This is a genomic window from Nonomuraea composti (assembly GCF_012034275.1).
GTDB classification, from domain to species: Bacteria; Actinomycetota; Actinomycetes; order Streptosporangiales; family Streptosporangiaceae; genus Nonomuraea; species Nonomuraea composti.
Genome location: NZ_JAATEP010000032.1, coordinates 26,614 through 41,768, shown reverse-complemented (window position 1 = coordinate 41,768; position 15,155 = coordinate 26,614). Strand labels below are relative to the sequence as shown.

The following is a 15,155-nucleotide window of genomic DNA, read 5'->3' as shown; positions in this document are numbered from 1 at the left end:
CAGCCGTGCTGGTGGCGATCCAGGACCGGTTCGTCGAGGTCATCGCCCAGCTCACCGTCAGCCGCGGCTCGGGGACCCGGACGGAGTGGCAGGTCGCCTCGGGTTTCCTGATCGACGGCCGCCACGTGCTGACCTCGTTGCACGCCGTCGCTGACGGCGACATCGAGGTGCGGCGCGCCATCCCCTGGCCCGACGGCCCGAAGAGGAGCTGGCGGGCGCGGGTGCTGCTGCGGGGAGATGTCGGGCACGCGGATCTGGCCGTGCTGGAGCTCGCCGAGGACGCGCCGGCGGAGATCGGGCTGCTGCCGATGATCGGGTTCGCGCGGGTCGCCGATCGTACGGAGCGGCTGGAAGTGGTCGAGGGCTGCGGCGCGGTGGGGTTCCCGCGGTTCCTGGAGCGCGGCCAGGGCGCGGCGGCGGTCCGGCAGGCTGCCCAGGTCAGCGGCCGGATCCCGGTCTCGCAGCGGCCGGGGCCGGGCCTGCTCACCCTGCAGACCGGGCATCGCCCGGAGGGGCCGCCGCTGCCGTCCGCCGGAGCGACGCTGGCGGGCTCGGCCTGGTCGGGCATGTCCGGGGCAGCGGTGCTGGCCGGCGACCTGGTCATGGGGGTGGTGTCGGAACACGCGCCGCGTCAGGGCGCCTCGGACCTCACCATCGTGCCGATCACCCTGATCGACACCCTCTCCGACCGTGATGCCTGGTGGACGCTGCTCGGCACGAGCTTGGGTCGGCTGCGCACGCTGCCCGCGGCGGGCGGCGGCGTGGTGTGGACCGACGGCTGTCCCTATCAGGGGCTGGCGCCGTTCGGCCCGGAGCAGGCGGTGCTGTTCCACGGGCGGGGCCAGGCCACTGCCCGGCTACAGGCGATGGTCACCGCCGAGCAGGCAGGCGGCGGGCTGATCATGGTGACCGGCGCCTCCGGGGCGGGCAAGTCGTCGCTGCTGCATGCCGGGCTGCTGCCCGCCCTGACCGCCGCCTTCGGCGATCGCAGCGGTTGCTCGTCGTGGCCGCAAGTGTGCTTCACCCCCGCCGAGCGGCCGTTGCAGGAGCTGGCCGTGCAGTTGGCGGTGCGGTGCGGTGCCGACCCCGATGTCGTGGTGGGCGAACTGCGTGCCGACCCGGTCCGGGCCCGGGCGCGGGCCCGGCAGGTGCTGGCCGCCGAGGCGATCCGCCGTGGCCAGCTGGGCGGGTCCGGCGAGCCCCCGCGTCGGCTGATCATGGTCGTGGACCAGTTCGAGGAGCTGTTCACCTCCTCCTTCAGCGGGCACGCCGAGGAGGTGGACGCGTTCGTGGCCGCGCTCGACGCGATCGCCACCCCTGCTGCCCCGCCAGAGGCCAGCCCGCCAGATCCCGGCCCGCACGTGGTCGGCCGGGAGGAGGCCGGTCGGCAAGGCGCGGACCGGCACGATCAGGAGCCGGCCGGGATCGTGGTGCTGGCGGTGCGCGGCGACTTCATCGACCGGTGCGCCGCCCACCCGGCGCTGGCTCGGGCGCTGGAGCAGCGGGCGTTCGTGCTGGGCCCGATGAGCGAGCCGGAACTGCGCCGCGCGATCACCGGGCCGGCCGCGGCGGCCGGGCTGCGCATCCAGGACGGCCTGGCCGAGCAGGTGGTCCGCGACCTCCTCACCCACACCCAGGTCACCGCCGACGGGTCGCCCGGCGGCGGCTCGGTGGTGGGGGCGCTGCCACTGTTGTCGATGGCGATGGTGCGCACCTGGCAGCACCGCCACGACGGGCAGCTGACCCTGCACGGCTACGACCGCTCCGGCGGCGTCGCCTCCGCCGTCGAGGATGCCGCTGAGGACGCCTACCGCGGTCTGCCCCCGCGGCAGCGGGAGGCCGCCCAAGGGGTTTTGCTGGCGCTGACCCTCATCGGCGCCGACGGGCAGTCCGTGCGGCAGCGCGCGAGCGTCAGTGAGCTGGCTGCCCGCTGCGAGCCGGCCGAGCCCGAGGTGGCCCGCCACGTCGTGACCGCCTTCACCCGGGCCCGGCTGATGGTGACCGGTTCCGCATCACTCGCCCCCGTACCCGCGCCCGCCGATGCACCGGGCGTGTCCACCACGGCGGAGGGCGATCCTCCGGCCGAGCTCACGGATCCGGCACCAGACGGCACTATCGAACTCGCCCACGACGTCCTGCTCACCGCCTGGCCACGCCTGCGCTCCTGGCTGTCCGAAAACCAAGCCGATCGCCGACTGCACGGCGAGATCTGCCAGGACGCCACCGAATGGGCGCAAACCGGCCAGGACGCGTCGTTCCTGTACCGCGGCATCCGGCTGGAAACAGCACAGCACGCCGCGGCGAGCTGGCACGCCAGCCCCGGCCGCCACCTCAAGCTGCCCGAGGTCGCCACCGCCTTCCTGCACGCCGGCGCCCGGGCCGCCACCCGCACTCGGCACCGCCGCCGGACTCTGTTTTCCGCCCTGGCCGGACTTCTGGTCATCGCCATCATCACCGCGATAGCCGCCGTGCGCTCCGCCCAGGACGCCGACCGGCAGGCCGCCGAAGCGGACCGGCAACGCACCAGGGCACGGTCCAGCGAGATCGCCGCCTGGAGCCAGTCCTGGCCCGACGACGACCCGGTGACGTCGGCGCGCCTGGCAGCGGCGGCCTGGGCGATCGCCCAGACCAACGACGCCCGCACAAGCATGTACACGGTGGTCAGCCGGCCTGCACGAGGCGTCTGGAGGGGCCACACCGGCGGCCGGGTGTCCGCGGTGGCGTTCAGCCGGGATGGCAAGTACCTGGCCAGCGGCGGCAACGACGCGACGGTGCGGATCTGGGATACGGCCACCGGCCGCCAGATCCGCACCCTCACCATCTCGGTGGACGCGGTGGCGTTCAGCCCGGACGGCAAATACCTGGCCGGCGGCAGCTTCGATGGGACGGTGCGGATCTGGGATACGGCCACCGGCCATCAGGTTCGCGAACTCACCAGCCTCAACGGTCCGGTGTTAGCGGTGGCGTTCAGCCAGGACGGCAAGCGCCTGGCCATCACCAGCAACGACGCGACGGTGTGGATCCGGGATACGGAAACTGGCCGCCGGATCCGCCAGATCGGCCCCCCTCTCATCGGCCACACCGGTCGGGTGGTCTCGGTCGTATTGAGCCCGGACGGCAAGCGCCTGGCCACCGCCAGCGACGACAAAACGGTGCGGATCTGGGACGCGGATACCGGCCGCCAGGTCGGCGCCCCCCTCACCGGCCACACCGACCGGGTGGTCTCGGTGGTGTTCAGCCCGGACGGCAAGCGCCTGGCCATCACCAGCGACGACAAAACGGTGCGGATCTGGGACGCGGATACCGGCCGCCAGATCGGCGCCCCCCTCACCGGCCACACCGACCGGGTGGTCTCGATGGTGTTCAGCCCGGACGGCAAGCGCCTGGCCACCGCCAGCGACGACAAAACGGTGCGGATCTGGGACGCGGATACCGGCCGCCAGATCGGCGCCCCCCTCACCGGCCACACCGACCGGGTGGTCTCGGTGGCGTTCAGCCCGGACGGCAAGCGCTTGGCCAGTGCCGGTAACGACGAGACGGTAAGAATGTGGGATGCAAACGTCGGCCGCCAGGTCCGCTCCCTTACCGGGCACACCGACATCGTGTGGTCGCTGGCGTTCGACCCGGATGGCAAGCGCCTGGCCGGCGCCAGGGGGTTGTTCGACCCGGATGGCAAGCGCCTGGCCAGCGACGAGGCCAGCGTGTGGATCTGGGATGCAGATGCCGACCGCCCGGTCCGTACCCTCACCGGCCACACCGATGAGGTGGGCTCGGTGGCGTTCAGCCCGGATGGCAAGCGCCTGGTCAGCGCCGGCTTGGATGCGACGGTGCGGATCTGGGATGCGGACACTGGCCGCCAGATCCGCAGACTCGCCGACGGGGGGGCCTTGGTGGCGTTCAGCCGGGATGGCAAGCGCCTGGCCAGCGTCGGCTTGGATGCGACGGTGCGGATCTGGGATGCGGACACTGGCCGCCAGATCCGCAGACTCGCCGACGGGGCGCTCTTGGTGGCGTTCAGCCGGGATGGCAAGCGCCTGGCCACCGCCAGCAACGACAATACGGTGCGGATCTGGGACGCGGACACCGGCCGCCAGGTCGGCGCCCCCCTCACCGGCCACACCGACCAGGTGACCTCGGTGGCGTTCAGCCTGGACGACAAGTACCTGGCCAGCGCCAGCGACGACAAAACGGTGTGGATCTGGGACGCGGACACCGGCCACCCACACCGCACCCTCACCGGCCACACCGATGAGGTGAACTCGGTGGCGTTCAGCCCGGATGACAACCGCCTGGCCACTGCCAGCGACGACAAAACGGTGCGGATCTGGGACGCGGACACCGGCCGCCAGATCGGCGCCCCCCTCACCGGCCACACCGACCGGGTGGTCTCGGTGGCGTTCAGCCCTGACGGCAAGCGCCTGGCCACCGCCAGCTATGACAAAACGGTGTGGATCTGGGACGTCGCCCGGCCGCCCGATCTTCTGCGAGAGGTCTGTAGCATCGCGGTTCAGCCGTTCACACCTCAGGAATGGCAGCAGTACATCCCCGGTGAGCAATACCGGCCCAGCTGTCCCGCTCGCTGAGAGGAACGCCCCGAGGCCGGCCTACTGCAAGTGGCTCGCTGACAGGGGAATTCGCATCCCCTGTCACAGATGCCGTGTCAGCCCGACGTTCACGCAGCTCGGCACTCGCCCGGGCAGGGACGACTCAGTAGTGTTATGTGTCACATCACCCTGGGAGGCTCGTCATGCCGGTCGTCGCCTTTCCCGGCACGCCCGGCGCGGACGAACCCGCCATGCTCCCCAGCGGCCCCGCCGGTGACCGCTCGACCGTGGCCGGCGCCACCGCCCGCTTCCTCGACGCGCTCCAGGTGGCTACCACCCGCCGCAGCTACGCCCGCACCCTGGCCCGCCTGGCCGCCGTCACCGGCCCGCAGCACCCAGTCGCCGACCTCGATCCCGACCACTACGCCGCCGTCATGGCCGCCTGGGACGATGCGGCCGCCGCCACCTGGAACCGGCACCTGTCCGCGCTGGTCTCCCTCACCACCTGGGCCCAGCGCCAAGACCTCCTCGCCACCAACCCCGCCCGCCGCCTGACCCGGCGCACCCCCGCCCGCCGCGGCGACCGCGCCATCCCGAAGACGCGGCTGGAGAAACTGTTCACCGACGACCAGCACCCATTGCGGGAACGAGTGCTGTGGCGGCTCCTCTACGAAACAGCGGCCCGGCCGGAAGAGATCCTCTCGCCCAACGTCGAAGACTTCGACTTTGAGTTCCGGCGCGCCCGCGTGATCTCCAAGGGCGGCGCGATCGAATACGTGTACTGGACCACCGCCACCGCCCGCCTGCTGCCCCGCCTGCTCGGCGGGCGCGAGGCCGGCCCCGTCTTTCTGGCCGACCGCCGCGCCCCCACCTCCGGACCCCGAACCCCCGCAGCCGCCGACATCTGTCCCATCACCGGCCGGGGGCGCCTGTCTTACCCGCGCGTCGAGTACCTGTTCAAGACCGCCTCCGCCAAGCTTGACCCGCACGGCGAGGGATGGACACTGCATCAGCTGCGCCACAGCGCGCTGACCCACCTGGCCGCCGCCGGCCGGACCGCGCCGGAGCTGCAGGCCAAGTCACGTCACCAGCACCTGTCCAGCCTCGGCCGGTACGTGCGCCGGGGTGAGGAGACCTCCGTCCGCATCACCGCCGAACACGACCCCGCCGCTCGACGCCGCAAGCGCTGACGTCAGGTGGGACGCCTGCACCACGGCAGTGCGTTTCTGCCAGTGCCGCACCAGCTCGGCCAGATAACGCCGGAACTTCCTGGCCATTAATCACACTGGAACTCACAGCTGGAGACCATTGAGGGGCTGCTCTCAGCGATGGCCGCCGGTCCACGACCGGTGGACCTCGTGGAGGCGTTCGCGCTGCCCGCTCCGTCGATGGTCACCTGCCGGCTGCTCGGCGTCCCGTACGCCGACCACGCCTTCTTCCAGCAGCACAGCAGGATGATGCTGGATACGCGAGCCGACCCCGATGACGCGGCCGGCGGCGCCGCGCCCTGGCCCGCTACCTCCACGAACTGGTGGTCGCCAAACAGGCCGATCCTGGTGACGACCTGATCGCACGGCTGATCGAACACCACGGACGCACGGGCGAGCTCACCACCCGGCAGATGGTGGCCATGGCGGTCCTGCTGCTGGTGGCTGGCCACGGAACCACCGCGAACATGATCGCCCTCGGCACCCTCACTCTGCTGCAGCACCCCGAGCAGGCTCGACGGCTGCGTGACGGCGAACCCGCCTACGTCAGGGGTACCGTTGAGGAGCTGCTCCGCCTGCTGACCGTCACCCACACCGGCCGCCGCCGCCGACGCCGCCAACTGCGACCCCGAGGTCTTCGCCGACCCCGACCGCTTGTCCCCCGAGCGACCCGCCAACCACCATGTCGCCTTCGGCTTCGGCGTCCACCAGTGTCTCGGGCAACAACTGGCCCGGCTGGAACTGCAGATCGCCTACCCCGCGCTGCTGCGGCGCTTCCCCCGGATGCAGCTCGCCACCGACATCGCACGGCTACGCCTTCGCGATGAGATGCCCGTGTACGGCGTGGACACCCTTCCCGTCACCTGGTGAAACTCCGGTGCCACCGACCGGGCCCCCAGGCGGCTCAGCCCCGGGGGCCGGGTCATTGACGGCAAAACCGCGTCACGGAGCGCAGCGGCCGCGGCTCAGGACACTAGCCGCCGAAGCGGGCGGGGCGGCGGGCGGTGAAGGCCTCGATGCCCTCCAGGAAGTCGCCGGTGGCCGCGCTCTCGCCCAGCGCGTCCTGTTCGAGGTCGAGCTGCCGCTCCAGGTCGCTGCCCCCGCTGAGCGCGAGCAGCCGCTTGATCCGCGCGTAGGCGCCGGCCGGGCCGGTGGCCAGGCGCTCGGCCAGCGCGCGCACGTGCTCGCCGAGCTCCTGTCGTGGCACCACCCGGTTGACCAGGCCGAGCCGGTGCGCCTCCGCGGCGTCCACGGTCTCGCCCAGCATGATCAGCTCCGCCGCGACGTGCCGCCCCACGACGCGCGGCAGGAAGAAGGTGCTGCCGGAGTCGGGCGTGGCGGCGAGCTTGACGAACGCCTGGCAGAACGTGGCATCGTCGGAGGCGACGACCAGGTCGCAGGCGAGCGCGAGGGAGAACCCCGCCCCGTACGCCTGGCCGTGGATGCTCGCGATCACCGGTTTGGGCAGCCGGGCGATCCCGGCGACGGCCTGGTGCACGGCGCCCGCCATCTCGCGCAGCACCGGTGCGCCCCGGCCGGCCCGCACCCCGGACAGCATGTCCTTGACGTCGCCGCCGGCGCAGAAGCCGGCGCCCTCGCCGCGTACGACCACGACCCTGGTACGCGCGCGGGCGCCGAGTTCCTTGACGGCGGCGGCCAGCGCGTGGCCCGCCGCGGTGTTCAGCGCGTTGCGCCGGTCGGGGCACGCCAGCACGATCTCGGAGATCGGTCCGTGGTGCTCGACCCGTACGCGGGCGTCGCGGCCGTTCGCGGTCATCCCGTCACCACTTCCTCATGATGATTCACACAGCCCAGCAGGGCGAGCAGGGCGGCCTGCCTGACGGTCTCCAGCGCGCCCGGCATCGCGCGCAGGTGAGGGGTGCGCGCGATGTCGTTGACGACGGCCAGCGCGGCGTGCACGCGGGCCCGCGCCTGCATCGCCGTCGTCCTCGGGCGGGCGAGGCGCAGCCGGTGCTGCCACTCGCCGAGGTAGTCCTGCTGGGCCTGGACGACCGCGGCCCGTTGCTCGCCGGGCAGATGCCGCACGTCGCTGATCAGCACGTCGATGAGCGCGCTGTTGTCCGCCGCGAACCTGACGTAGGAGTCGGCCAGCCTGCTCAGCGCGTCCGCCGGGCCCGAGGCGCGGGCGAGCGCTCGGTGCAGGTCCTGGCGCAGCCATTCGCTGCCGCGGTTGAGCACCGCGTGCAGGATGTCCTGCTTGGAGGTGAAATGGTGGTAGACGCTGGGCCCGGCGATGCCGGCCCGCGCGCCGATGTCCTCCATGCGCACGCCGGCGTAGCCCTGCGCGGCGAACAGCGGGACGGCGGCGGCGAGCAGCTTCTCCCTGCGTGAGCGCGGGTCGAAGCCGTCGTCCGGCTCTGCGGGGGCCGTGGCCTGCGGCGGGGGAGTGAGGGCGAGTACCGGCCGGACGATCTGCTCCAGGAGCGAGGCGTACTCGGCCCTGGGCAGCTCGACGCTGCTGTGGCCGGCGCTGTTGAGCACCGACCACGCGCACCACGACAGCAGGTCGGCGCCGGCCGGGCCGAGTCCTGGGCGCTCGGCCAGCAGCGCCACGGCCAGCCGGCCCGCGGTCGAGCGCAGCGCGTCGCGCAGTACGCCGCGTTCCTCCTCGGGCAGGGCGCGGGCCTCCCGCTGCCACAGCACGCCCAGGCGGCGATGTTCGAGCGCCACGTCCGCCAGCCGCGGCACCAGGCGGTCGACTGGACCGCCGGTCGCGAGCACCCGCTCGAAGGGCTCGATCTCGGTCAGGACGACGGCGGTCAGCAGCCGCGGTTTGCCGGCGAAGTGCCGGTACAGGGCCGAGGGGCGCACGTTCATCGCGTCGGCGACGTCGCTCATGGCCACCTGGTCATAGCCGTGGCGCGCGAACAGCTCGGCCGCCGCCTCGATGATCAGCGTGCGCCGGTTGCGCGGCCGGGTGCCCCGCGCCGGCGCCGCAGCCGCCGTCCGCTCTGCCGTCACCCATCGTCCCTTCGTCCGCTGCGCGGTCGAGACCGTCTGCTCCACGGTCGACACAGTCTGCTCCGCGGTCGAGACAGTCTGCTCCGCGGTCGAGACAGTGCGCCCCGTGGTCAAGACAGCCCGCCTCGCGGTCAAGACAGCCCGCCTCGCGGTCAAGATACCTGGCGCGCGCCGCCGCTCCAGTACCGGCGGCGCAGCTCCCGCTTGAGGATCTTGCCGGCGCCCGACAGCGGCAGCTCCCCGGCGAAGGCGACGCTGCGCGGCAGCTTGTACGCCGCAATGCGGTCCCGGCAGAACTCCCGCAGCTCCTCCTCCGTGGCGGCCAGGCCGGGCCGCAGCACGACGACCGCGTGCACCCGCTCGCCCCACCGCTCGTCGGGCACACCGATGACCGCGCACGCGGCGACGGCCGGGTGCTTGGCGAGCGCGTTCTCCACCTCGGCCGAGTAGACGTTCTCGCCGCCGGAGACGATCATGTCCTTGATCCGGTCGACGACGAACACGTAGCCGCGCTCGTCCATGTAACCGCCGTCGCCGGTGTGCATCCAGCCGCCCCGCAACGCGGCCGCGGTCTCCTCCTCCCGCCGCCAGTAGCCGGGCGTCACGTGGTCGCCGCGCACCACGATCTCCCCCACGGTGCCGCGCGGCACCTCGGCGCCGTGGGCGTCCACCACCCGGACCTCGGAATGGGGAGCGGCGCGGCCCGCCGCCCGGCGCAGCGCCGGGTCGTCGTGGTCGGCCGGCAGCAGCAGGGTGGCGATAGGGGACAGCTCGGTCATCCCGTACGCCTGGACGAACCCGGCACGGGAGAACACCACGCGGGCGCGCTCCAGCACCGCTTCGGAGATCGGGGAAGCGCCGTACACCAGGTGCTCGACGCTCGACAGGTCATACGACAGGACGTCCGGGTGGTCGATCGCGAGCTGGATCATCGTCGGCACCCAGAGCGTGTCGGTCACGCGGTGCCGCTGGATCGCCTCCAGCGCCCCGGCGGGCGTGAACGCCGGGATGATGACGTGGGTCGAGCCCACGATCATGCCGGCCGTCCAGGCCGCGATGTCGGCGAGGTGGAACATCGGCGCGGCGTGCAGCAGCCGCCCGCGTGGTGTGAGGAACTGACCCGTGGCCAGGCTGCCCAGCGCGGAGGCCGCCAGGTTGCGGTGGGTGAGCATCACACCCTTCGGATGGCCGGTCGTCCCGCCCGTGTAGAAGATGCCGAAGAGGTCGTCGCCGCCGCGCCGGGCGTCTTCGGCCGGCATGCCGTCCTCGATGAGCCGTTCGTAGCCGATCATGCCTTGCGGCGGGTCGCCGTCGCCGCAGAAGATCACGGTGGCAAGGTCGTCCAGCTCGGCGCGCAGCGACGGAACGAGGGGCGCGAACGTGTCGTCCACCAGGAGCACCCCGGTGGCCGACTCGCGCAGCGCGTGGACGATCTCCGCAGGGCTCCAGCGGACGTTGAGCGGCAGGACCACGGCGCCCGCCCACGGAGTGGCCAGCAGGTACTCGTGGTAGCGGTCGGAGTTCATGGCCAGGGCGCCGATCCGGTCGCCGGGGTTGACGCCGAGCGAGCGGAACGCGCCCGCGAGCCGGGCCACCCGGTCGGCGGACTCCGCCGCGGTGCGCACGCGGTCGCCGTGGACGGTCATCGGGGTGGCGGGGGTTTGCTGCACCGCCTGGTGCACGGTCTGGGTGAGGTACATGGGGGCCACTCCTCGAACGGATGGGTCCGATGGCGGGTCAGATCGTGAGGCCGCCGCCGCAGACGAGGGTCTGCGCGCTGATGTAGTCGGATTCGGGTGAGCACAGCAGGTAGACGGCCCCCGCCGCCTCCTGGGGGGTGCCGGCGCGGCCGAGCGGGATGTCGCGTTCCATCCTCTCCATCAGGCCGGTGCCGATGCCGACCCTGATGCGCCTGCCCTGGACGTCGATGGCCGCGCCGTCGGCCGCGGCGGTCTCGGTCAGCCGCGTCCTGATCAGCCCGAACGCGACGGTGTTCACGGTGACGTTGTAGCGGCCCCACTCCTTGGCCAACGTCTTGGTCAGCCCGGTCACACCGGCCTTGGCCGCCGCGTAGTTCGCCTGGCCCGCGTTGCCGCTGAGCCCGGCGATCGAGGAGATGTTCACGACCTTGCGGCAGGGGATCGGCTCGCCGGCCGCCGCGGCCCGCTTGGCGGCCGCCGCGATGACCGGCTGCGCGGCGCGCAGGATGCGGAACGGCGCCTTGAGATGCACGTCCAGCATCGCGTCCCACTGTTCGTCGGTCATCTTCTGGATGACGCCGTCCCAGGTGTAGCCGGCGTTGTTGACCACGATGTCCAGGCCGCCGAAGGCGTCGAGCGCCGCGCCGACGAACCGCTCGCCGAACCCGGCGTCGGTGACGCTCCCGGCGCAGGCGACCGCCTCGCCACCCAGCTCCCGGACCGCCGCGAGCGTCTCGGCAGCGGGGTCTGGGTCGAGATCGTTGACCACGACCCGCGCGCCGTGCGCCGCCAGCTTGAGCGCCACCTCGCGCCCGATGCCCCGGCCGGAGCCGGAGACGATCGCGACCTTCCCGTCGAGTGATCCCATGGACGACGCCTCTCAGTCTTGCGGGGGTGTGGCGGGAAGCTCGATCACGGCTTCACCGGTGAGGGTGACGGTGCCGTCGGCGAGGGTGACCGTCAGCCGGACGGTGGCCACCCCTTCGGCGGTGACGTGGACGACCTCGCCCGTACAGGTGGGCCGGGCGTGCACGGGTGTGAGGGCGGCGAAACGGACGCGGAAGGAGCGGATGCGCTCCTGGGGCACCCAGCCGGTGAGCAGCCGCCCGAGGTAGGCCATGGACAGCATGCCGTGCGCGAACACGTCGTCCAGGCCCGCCGACCTGGCGACGTCCGGATCGAGGTGGATGGGGTTGTGGTCGCCTGAGGCTCCGGCGAACAGCGCGAGCGTGGCCCTGGTGATCGGCCCGGCCTCCAGGACGCGCCGGCCGCTCACCGCGCGCCCGCCGGGTCGCGTACGACGATGACGCTGGTGAGGTCGGCGACCGGGGAGCCGTCCGCGCGGGTCACCGCCGTCTCCTTCACCAGGAACTGCAGGGCGCCGCCCTTCTTGCTGTAGACGTCGGCGATGCGCGGGCGCAGGACGAGCCGGTCGCCCGCGTGCGCCACCGAGTGGTAGGTGAACGCCTGCTCGCCGTGGAGCACGTGGCGCAGGTCCACCCCGAGATCGGTGAGGTAGCCGAACGGGTCCGGCCGCTCCAGCTCCAGCCCGAACAGGAAGGTCGGCGGCACCGGCAGATCCGGGTGCCCGGCCGCCCTGGCCGCTGCCAGGTCGAGATAGACCGGGTCGGTCTCCCCGACGGCCTCGGCGAAGAAGCGCAGCCTGCCGCGTTCGACGTCCACCGTGACGGGCGGCAGCTCGGTGCCGGCGGCGGAGCAGGGGATCGGCACCTCAGGACATCCTCTCGTAGAGCGTGACGACCGCCGCGCCGCCCAGCCCGATGTTGTGCTGGAGGGCGACCGAGGCGCCCTCGACCCGCCGCGGACCCGCCTGGCCGCGCAGCTGCCAGACCAGCTCCGCGCACTGCGCCAGGCCGGTCGCGCCCAGCGGGTGGCCCTTGGACAGCAGGCCGCCCGACGGGTTGGTCACCACCCGGCCGCCGTAGGTGTTGCCGCCGTCGAGGACGAACTTTTCCGCCGTGCCCTCCGGGGTCAGCCCCAGCGCCTCGTAGCTGAGCAGCTCGTTGGTGGTGAAGCAGTCGTGCAGCTCGGCCACCCGGATGTCGCCGGGGTCCACCCCGGCCGCCTCGTACACCTGGGCGGCGGCCTCGGCGGACATGTCGTAGCCGACGAGCTTGATCATGTCGTGCTCGGCGAAGCTGCCCGGCCTGTCGGTGACCATGGCCTGCGCCGCGACGCCGACGCGGGCGTCCAGGCCGTGCGTGCGCGCGAACTCGTCGCTGCACAGCACCGCGGCGGCGGCTCCGCAGGTCGGCGGGCAGCACTGCAGGCGGGTCAGGGGGCCGTACACGCGCGGCGAGGCCAGCACCTCCTCCAGGGTGACCGGGTCGCGGAAGACCGCGTACGGGTTGCCCGCCGCGTGCGCCCGTGCCTTGACCGCGATCCGCGCGAACGTCCCCGGCGCCGTGCCGTGCCGCTCGGCGTAGGCCTGACCGGCGGCGCCGAAGTAGCGCGGCGCCATGGGGGTGGAGCCGTCGGGGCCGAGGGCGGCGTCCGCGGCGGCGTCGAACCGGTCGAACGGGCTCGGCCGGTCCTCCCACTGCGCCGTGATGGCACCCGGGCGCATCTGCTCGAAGCCGACCACCAGGACGCAGTCGGCGGCGCCGTGCTCGACGGCCTGCCGGGCCAGCCACAGGGCGGAGGAGCCGGTGGCGCAGTTGTTGCTGACGTTGACGACCGGAATGCCGGTCATCCCCACCTGGTAGACAACGTTCTGCCCAGATGTCGAATCGCCATACACATAACCGGCATAGGCCTGCTGGACGGCCTCGTAGCCGATGCCGGCATCGCGCAGTGCATCCCTGATCGCCTCCTCCGCCATGGCCAGGTACGTTCGGGCCTTTCTCGGGGTGGCGAAGGGCGCCATCCCCACTCCCGCGACCCGGGTGCGCCTGCTCACAGCGACCTCCTGAACGCGCTGATCGATGTCCGATCACCCTACGCGAGATTCACTTACGCGGCTAGGGGGCGGCCGGGAACGGTGCATGTGGGGGCCTGAGCGGCTGACCGGAGCCGACGGCGCGGAGAGACTACGCAGCGGTCAGCGGGGACGGCGTGGTCGTCGCGGTGGGCGGGCACACGACATTGCGGACGCCGGGCGGGGGTTGGTGACACCGACCGGTGAGCCGCGCACGCCGGCGACTCGCCCGCAGTGAGCATGGCGAGCGTGGCGCCGCTGGTTCTCTCCGCCGCCGGCAAGCCGCCATTGACGCTGGGCGGCAGCTCGTCCGCATATCCGGGCGCCTCCGGCACGAACACCGGCCCCATGACCGACGCGCGGCTCGGCTCGACTCCGGTGCCGATCGGCGGCGACCCCCGCTGAGCAATATCGTGCAGCTCGGAGGTCCCGCCGCGTCCTGGGGGACCGGCATCCACGCCGTGGGCCGGGACGCGGTCGTGGTGGCGGGGACAAGGCGGGCCAGCCACGCACGCGGGCGGCCAGTAGCCCGGCGACGCTCCCGCCCATGACCACTGCCTTGCCATGGACAATCCGGGTTCGCTGGATCGGCCTCGCCGTCCTCAGAGCGCCGAAAAGCGCGCAGGCATGGGTTTCGACATGAGGCAACCGTACGAGCGCCGGCGGGTGCGGAGAAGCCGTCATGCCTCGGCCGGCCGGTGGGAAGGCTTGGACGGCCGACGGTACGGTGGGATGGGCAACAACTTGGAGGACGCCGGTGTCCACCCCGCATCACGACGACGAGGCTTTGATCCCTCGTCCGCCGCTCACGACGGCGGAGTTGCGGGCTGCTGTGGCTCAGATCGCGCCCGCCTACCTCGGCCAGTTCGTCGACCATCTTGACCAGGCGACGGAGCAGGCCGCGCGGCAGAGCACCGTCGCGCCTCTGCATGGATTCCTGGCTCAGTGGGGTGAGTTCGTCGCGATTCACCGCCACCCGGCGAGAGCGGCGCGCCTGCGAGAACTCGAACAGCAGGTAGCCGATGCCACCGACCGGCGTACCGTATCGGCGGCCCTGGCCCAGATCAGAGAGATCACCGCCGCCGCACGCTGTGACGCCACCGGCGAGTGACGCCTGGGCCTGGGAGTACGACCCGGACGAAGAACACGTCGCTCCAGGACTGCCCGCTCCAGTCCTCGCCGAGGTTGAACGGCTTGCCGGCCAGCTCGTGATCCTGGGCAGGGACGCGGCCAACGCGGGCAGGGCCCGCTGCACGGAGGAGGACTGCGAACGCTGGACCTGTTCGGCGGCAGAGCCACTCCGGCGATGTCGAACACTCCGAGCGGGAACTCGACCGTATGGAGGTGCTCGCCCGCCAGGTGCCCCCTCCTGCCGAGACGACGCAGAACCTGCTGCTTCCCGCCCGGATGGCCCCAGCCTTCTCACCGCCGGGAACACCGCGCACGCCCGCGAACCGCTGCCCTGCCGTCCGCGCGGCCCGGGCGAACGTGGACGCCCCCTCCGCCGCCCGGTTCCTGGCCCGGCTGCTGCTCCTGGAGGACGACCCGGCCGCCGCCGCCACTGCACTTGGCCTGAGTCAGGTTCTCCGCGGCGTCTTCGACCATGGCGACACCGAGTTGCGCTCCCTCATTCAGGCGCTCGTGGAACGGCTCGGCAGCGCCGGCTCCGACACCGCATACCGGCGGGGCGCCGCCATGACGCCGCACGAGGCCGGTGACCGGCTGGCGAAGCCATGCGTATGAGACCGCGGTGTCAGACGTGAGGCACGTACCCGCCCCGCCC

General features: G+C 72.5%; 13 protein-coding genes and 1 pseudogene. 7 read left to right on the top strand and 7 right to left on the bottom strand.

Annotated elements, in window-relative coordinates:
• The first annotated feature begins 5 nt into the window (after positions 1-5).
• From HCN51_RS36040 to HCN51_RS36025, 4 genes and pseudogenes are all read left to right on the top strand, one after another.
• Positions 6-4,583, top strand: a complete 4,578-nt coding sequence (locus HCN51_RS36040) for an nSTAND1 domain-containing NTPase (protein ID WP_346433917.1) — start codon at positions 6-8, stop codon at positions 4,581-4,583.
• 164 nt (positions 4,584-4,747) lie between these two features.
• On the top strand, positions 4,748-5,734 hold the full coding sequence (locus HCN51_RS36035) for a tyrosine-type recombinase/integrase (RefSeq protein WP_240973601.1): 987 nt from the start codon (positions 4,748-4,750) through the stop codon (positions 5,732-5,734).
• Between the two features lie 138 nt (positions 5,735-5,872).
• A complete protein-coding gene (locus HCN51_RS36030; RefSeq protein ID WP_168015923.1) occupies positions 5,873-6,112 on the top strand; it encodes a hypothetical protein in 240 nt (79 codons plus the stop codon).
• A 270-nt stretch (positions 6,113-6,382) separates the two neighbouring features.
• Positions 6,383-6,622, top strand: a pseudogene (locus HCN51_RS36025) (cytochrome P450); the annotation flags it as partial.
• Between the two features lie 103 nt (positions 6,623-6,725).
• On the opposite strand, the gene HCN51_RS36020 reads toward HCN51_RS36025, so the two are convergent.
• The 7 genes from HCN51_RS36020 to HCN51_RS35990 form a co-directional block, all read right to left on the bottom strand.
• Entirely contained in the window at positions 6,726-7,529 is an 804-nt protein-coding gene (locus HCN51_RS36020; protein ID WP_168015912.1) for an enoyl-CoA hydratase/isomerase family protein, read from the bottom strand.
• Positions 7,526-8,788: a TetR family transcriptional regulator gene (locus tag HCN51_RS36015; protein WP_168015910.1), complete on the bottom strand. Its 1,263-nt coding sequence runs from the start codon at positions 8,786-8,788 to the stop codon at positions 7,526-7,528. The genes HCN51_RS36020 and HCN51_RS36015 overlap by 4 nt, the downstream gene beginning before the upstream one ends.
• A gap of 98 nt (positions 8,789-8,886) precedes the next feature.
• Positions 8,887-10,434 carry a long-chain-fatty-acid--CoA ligase gene (locus HCN51_RS36010; RefSeq protein ID WP_168015908.1) on the bottom strand — a complete coding sequence of 516 codons (1,548 nt, stop codon included), beginning with the start codon at positions 10,432-10,434 and terminating at the stop codon, positions 8,887-8,889.
• A 37-nt stretch (positions 10,435-10,471) separates the two neighbouring features.
• Positions 10,472-11,302, bottom strand: coding sequence for an SDR family NAD(P)-dependent oxidoreductase (locus tag HCN51_RS36005; RefSeq protein WP_168015906.1), 831 nt, complete (start codon positions 11,300-11,302; stop codon positions 10,472-10,474).
• 12 nt (positions 11,303-11,314) lie between these two features.
• On the bottom strand, positions 11,315-11,710 hold the full coding sequence (locus HCN51_RS36000; protein WP_168015904.1) for a MaoC/PaaZ C-terminal domain-containing protein: 396 nt from the start codon (positions 11,708-11,710) through the stop codon (positions 11,315-11,317).
• A complete protein-coding gene (locus HCN51_RS35995; RefSeq protein ID WP_168015902.1) occupies positions 11,707-12,165 on the bottom strand; it encodes an FAS1-like dehydratase domain-containing protein in 459 nt (152 codons plus the stop codon). Before HCN51_RS35995 ends, HCN51_RS36000 begins: the two co-directional genes overlap by 4 nt.
• A gap of 1 nt (position 12,166) precedes the next feature.
• Positions 12,167-13,354: a thiolase C-terminal domain-containing protein gene (locus HCN51_RS35990; RefSeq protein ID WP_168015900.1), complete on the bottom strand. Its 1,188-nt coding sequence runs from the start codon at positions 13,352-13,354 to the stop codon at positions 12,167-12,169.
• Positions 13,355-13,621: 267 nt separating this feature from the next.
• On the opposite strand from HCN51_RS35990, the gene HCN51_RS35985 reads away from it, so the two are divergent.
• The 3 genes from HCN51_RS35985 (at position 13,622) to HCN51_RS35975 (ending at position 15,115) form a co-directional block, all read left to right on the top strand.
• On the top strand, positions 13,622-13,777 hold the full coding sequence (locus HCN51_RS35985; protein WP_168015898.1) for a hypothetical protein: 156 nt from the start codon (positions 13,622-13,624) through the stop codon (positions 13,775-13,777).
• Between the two features lie 352 nt (positions 13,778-14,129).
• The gene (locus HCN51_RS35980) at positions 14,130-14,483 is read left to right on the top strand and encodes a DUF6247 family protein (protein WP_168015896.1); all 354 of its coding nucleotides are present in this window, start codon (positions 14,130-14,132) and stop codon (positions 14,481-14,483) included.
• Positions 14,484-14,710: 227 nt separating this feature from the next.
• Positions 14,711-15,115: a hypothetical protein gene (locus HCN51_RS35975; RefSeq protein ID WP_168015894.1), complete on the top strand. Its 405-nt coding sequence runs from the start codon at positions 14,711-14,713 to the stop codon at positions 15,113-15,115.
• The last annotated feature ends 40 nt before the right edge of the window (positions 15,116-15,155 follow it).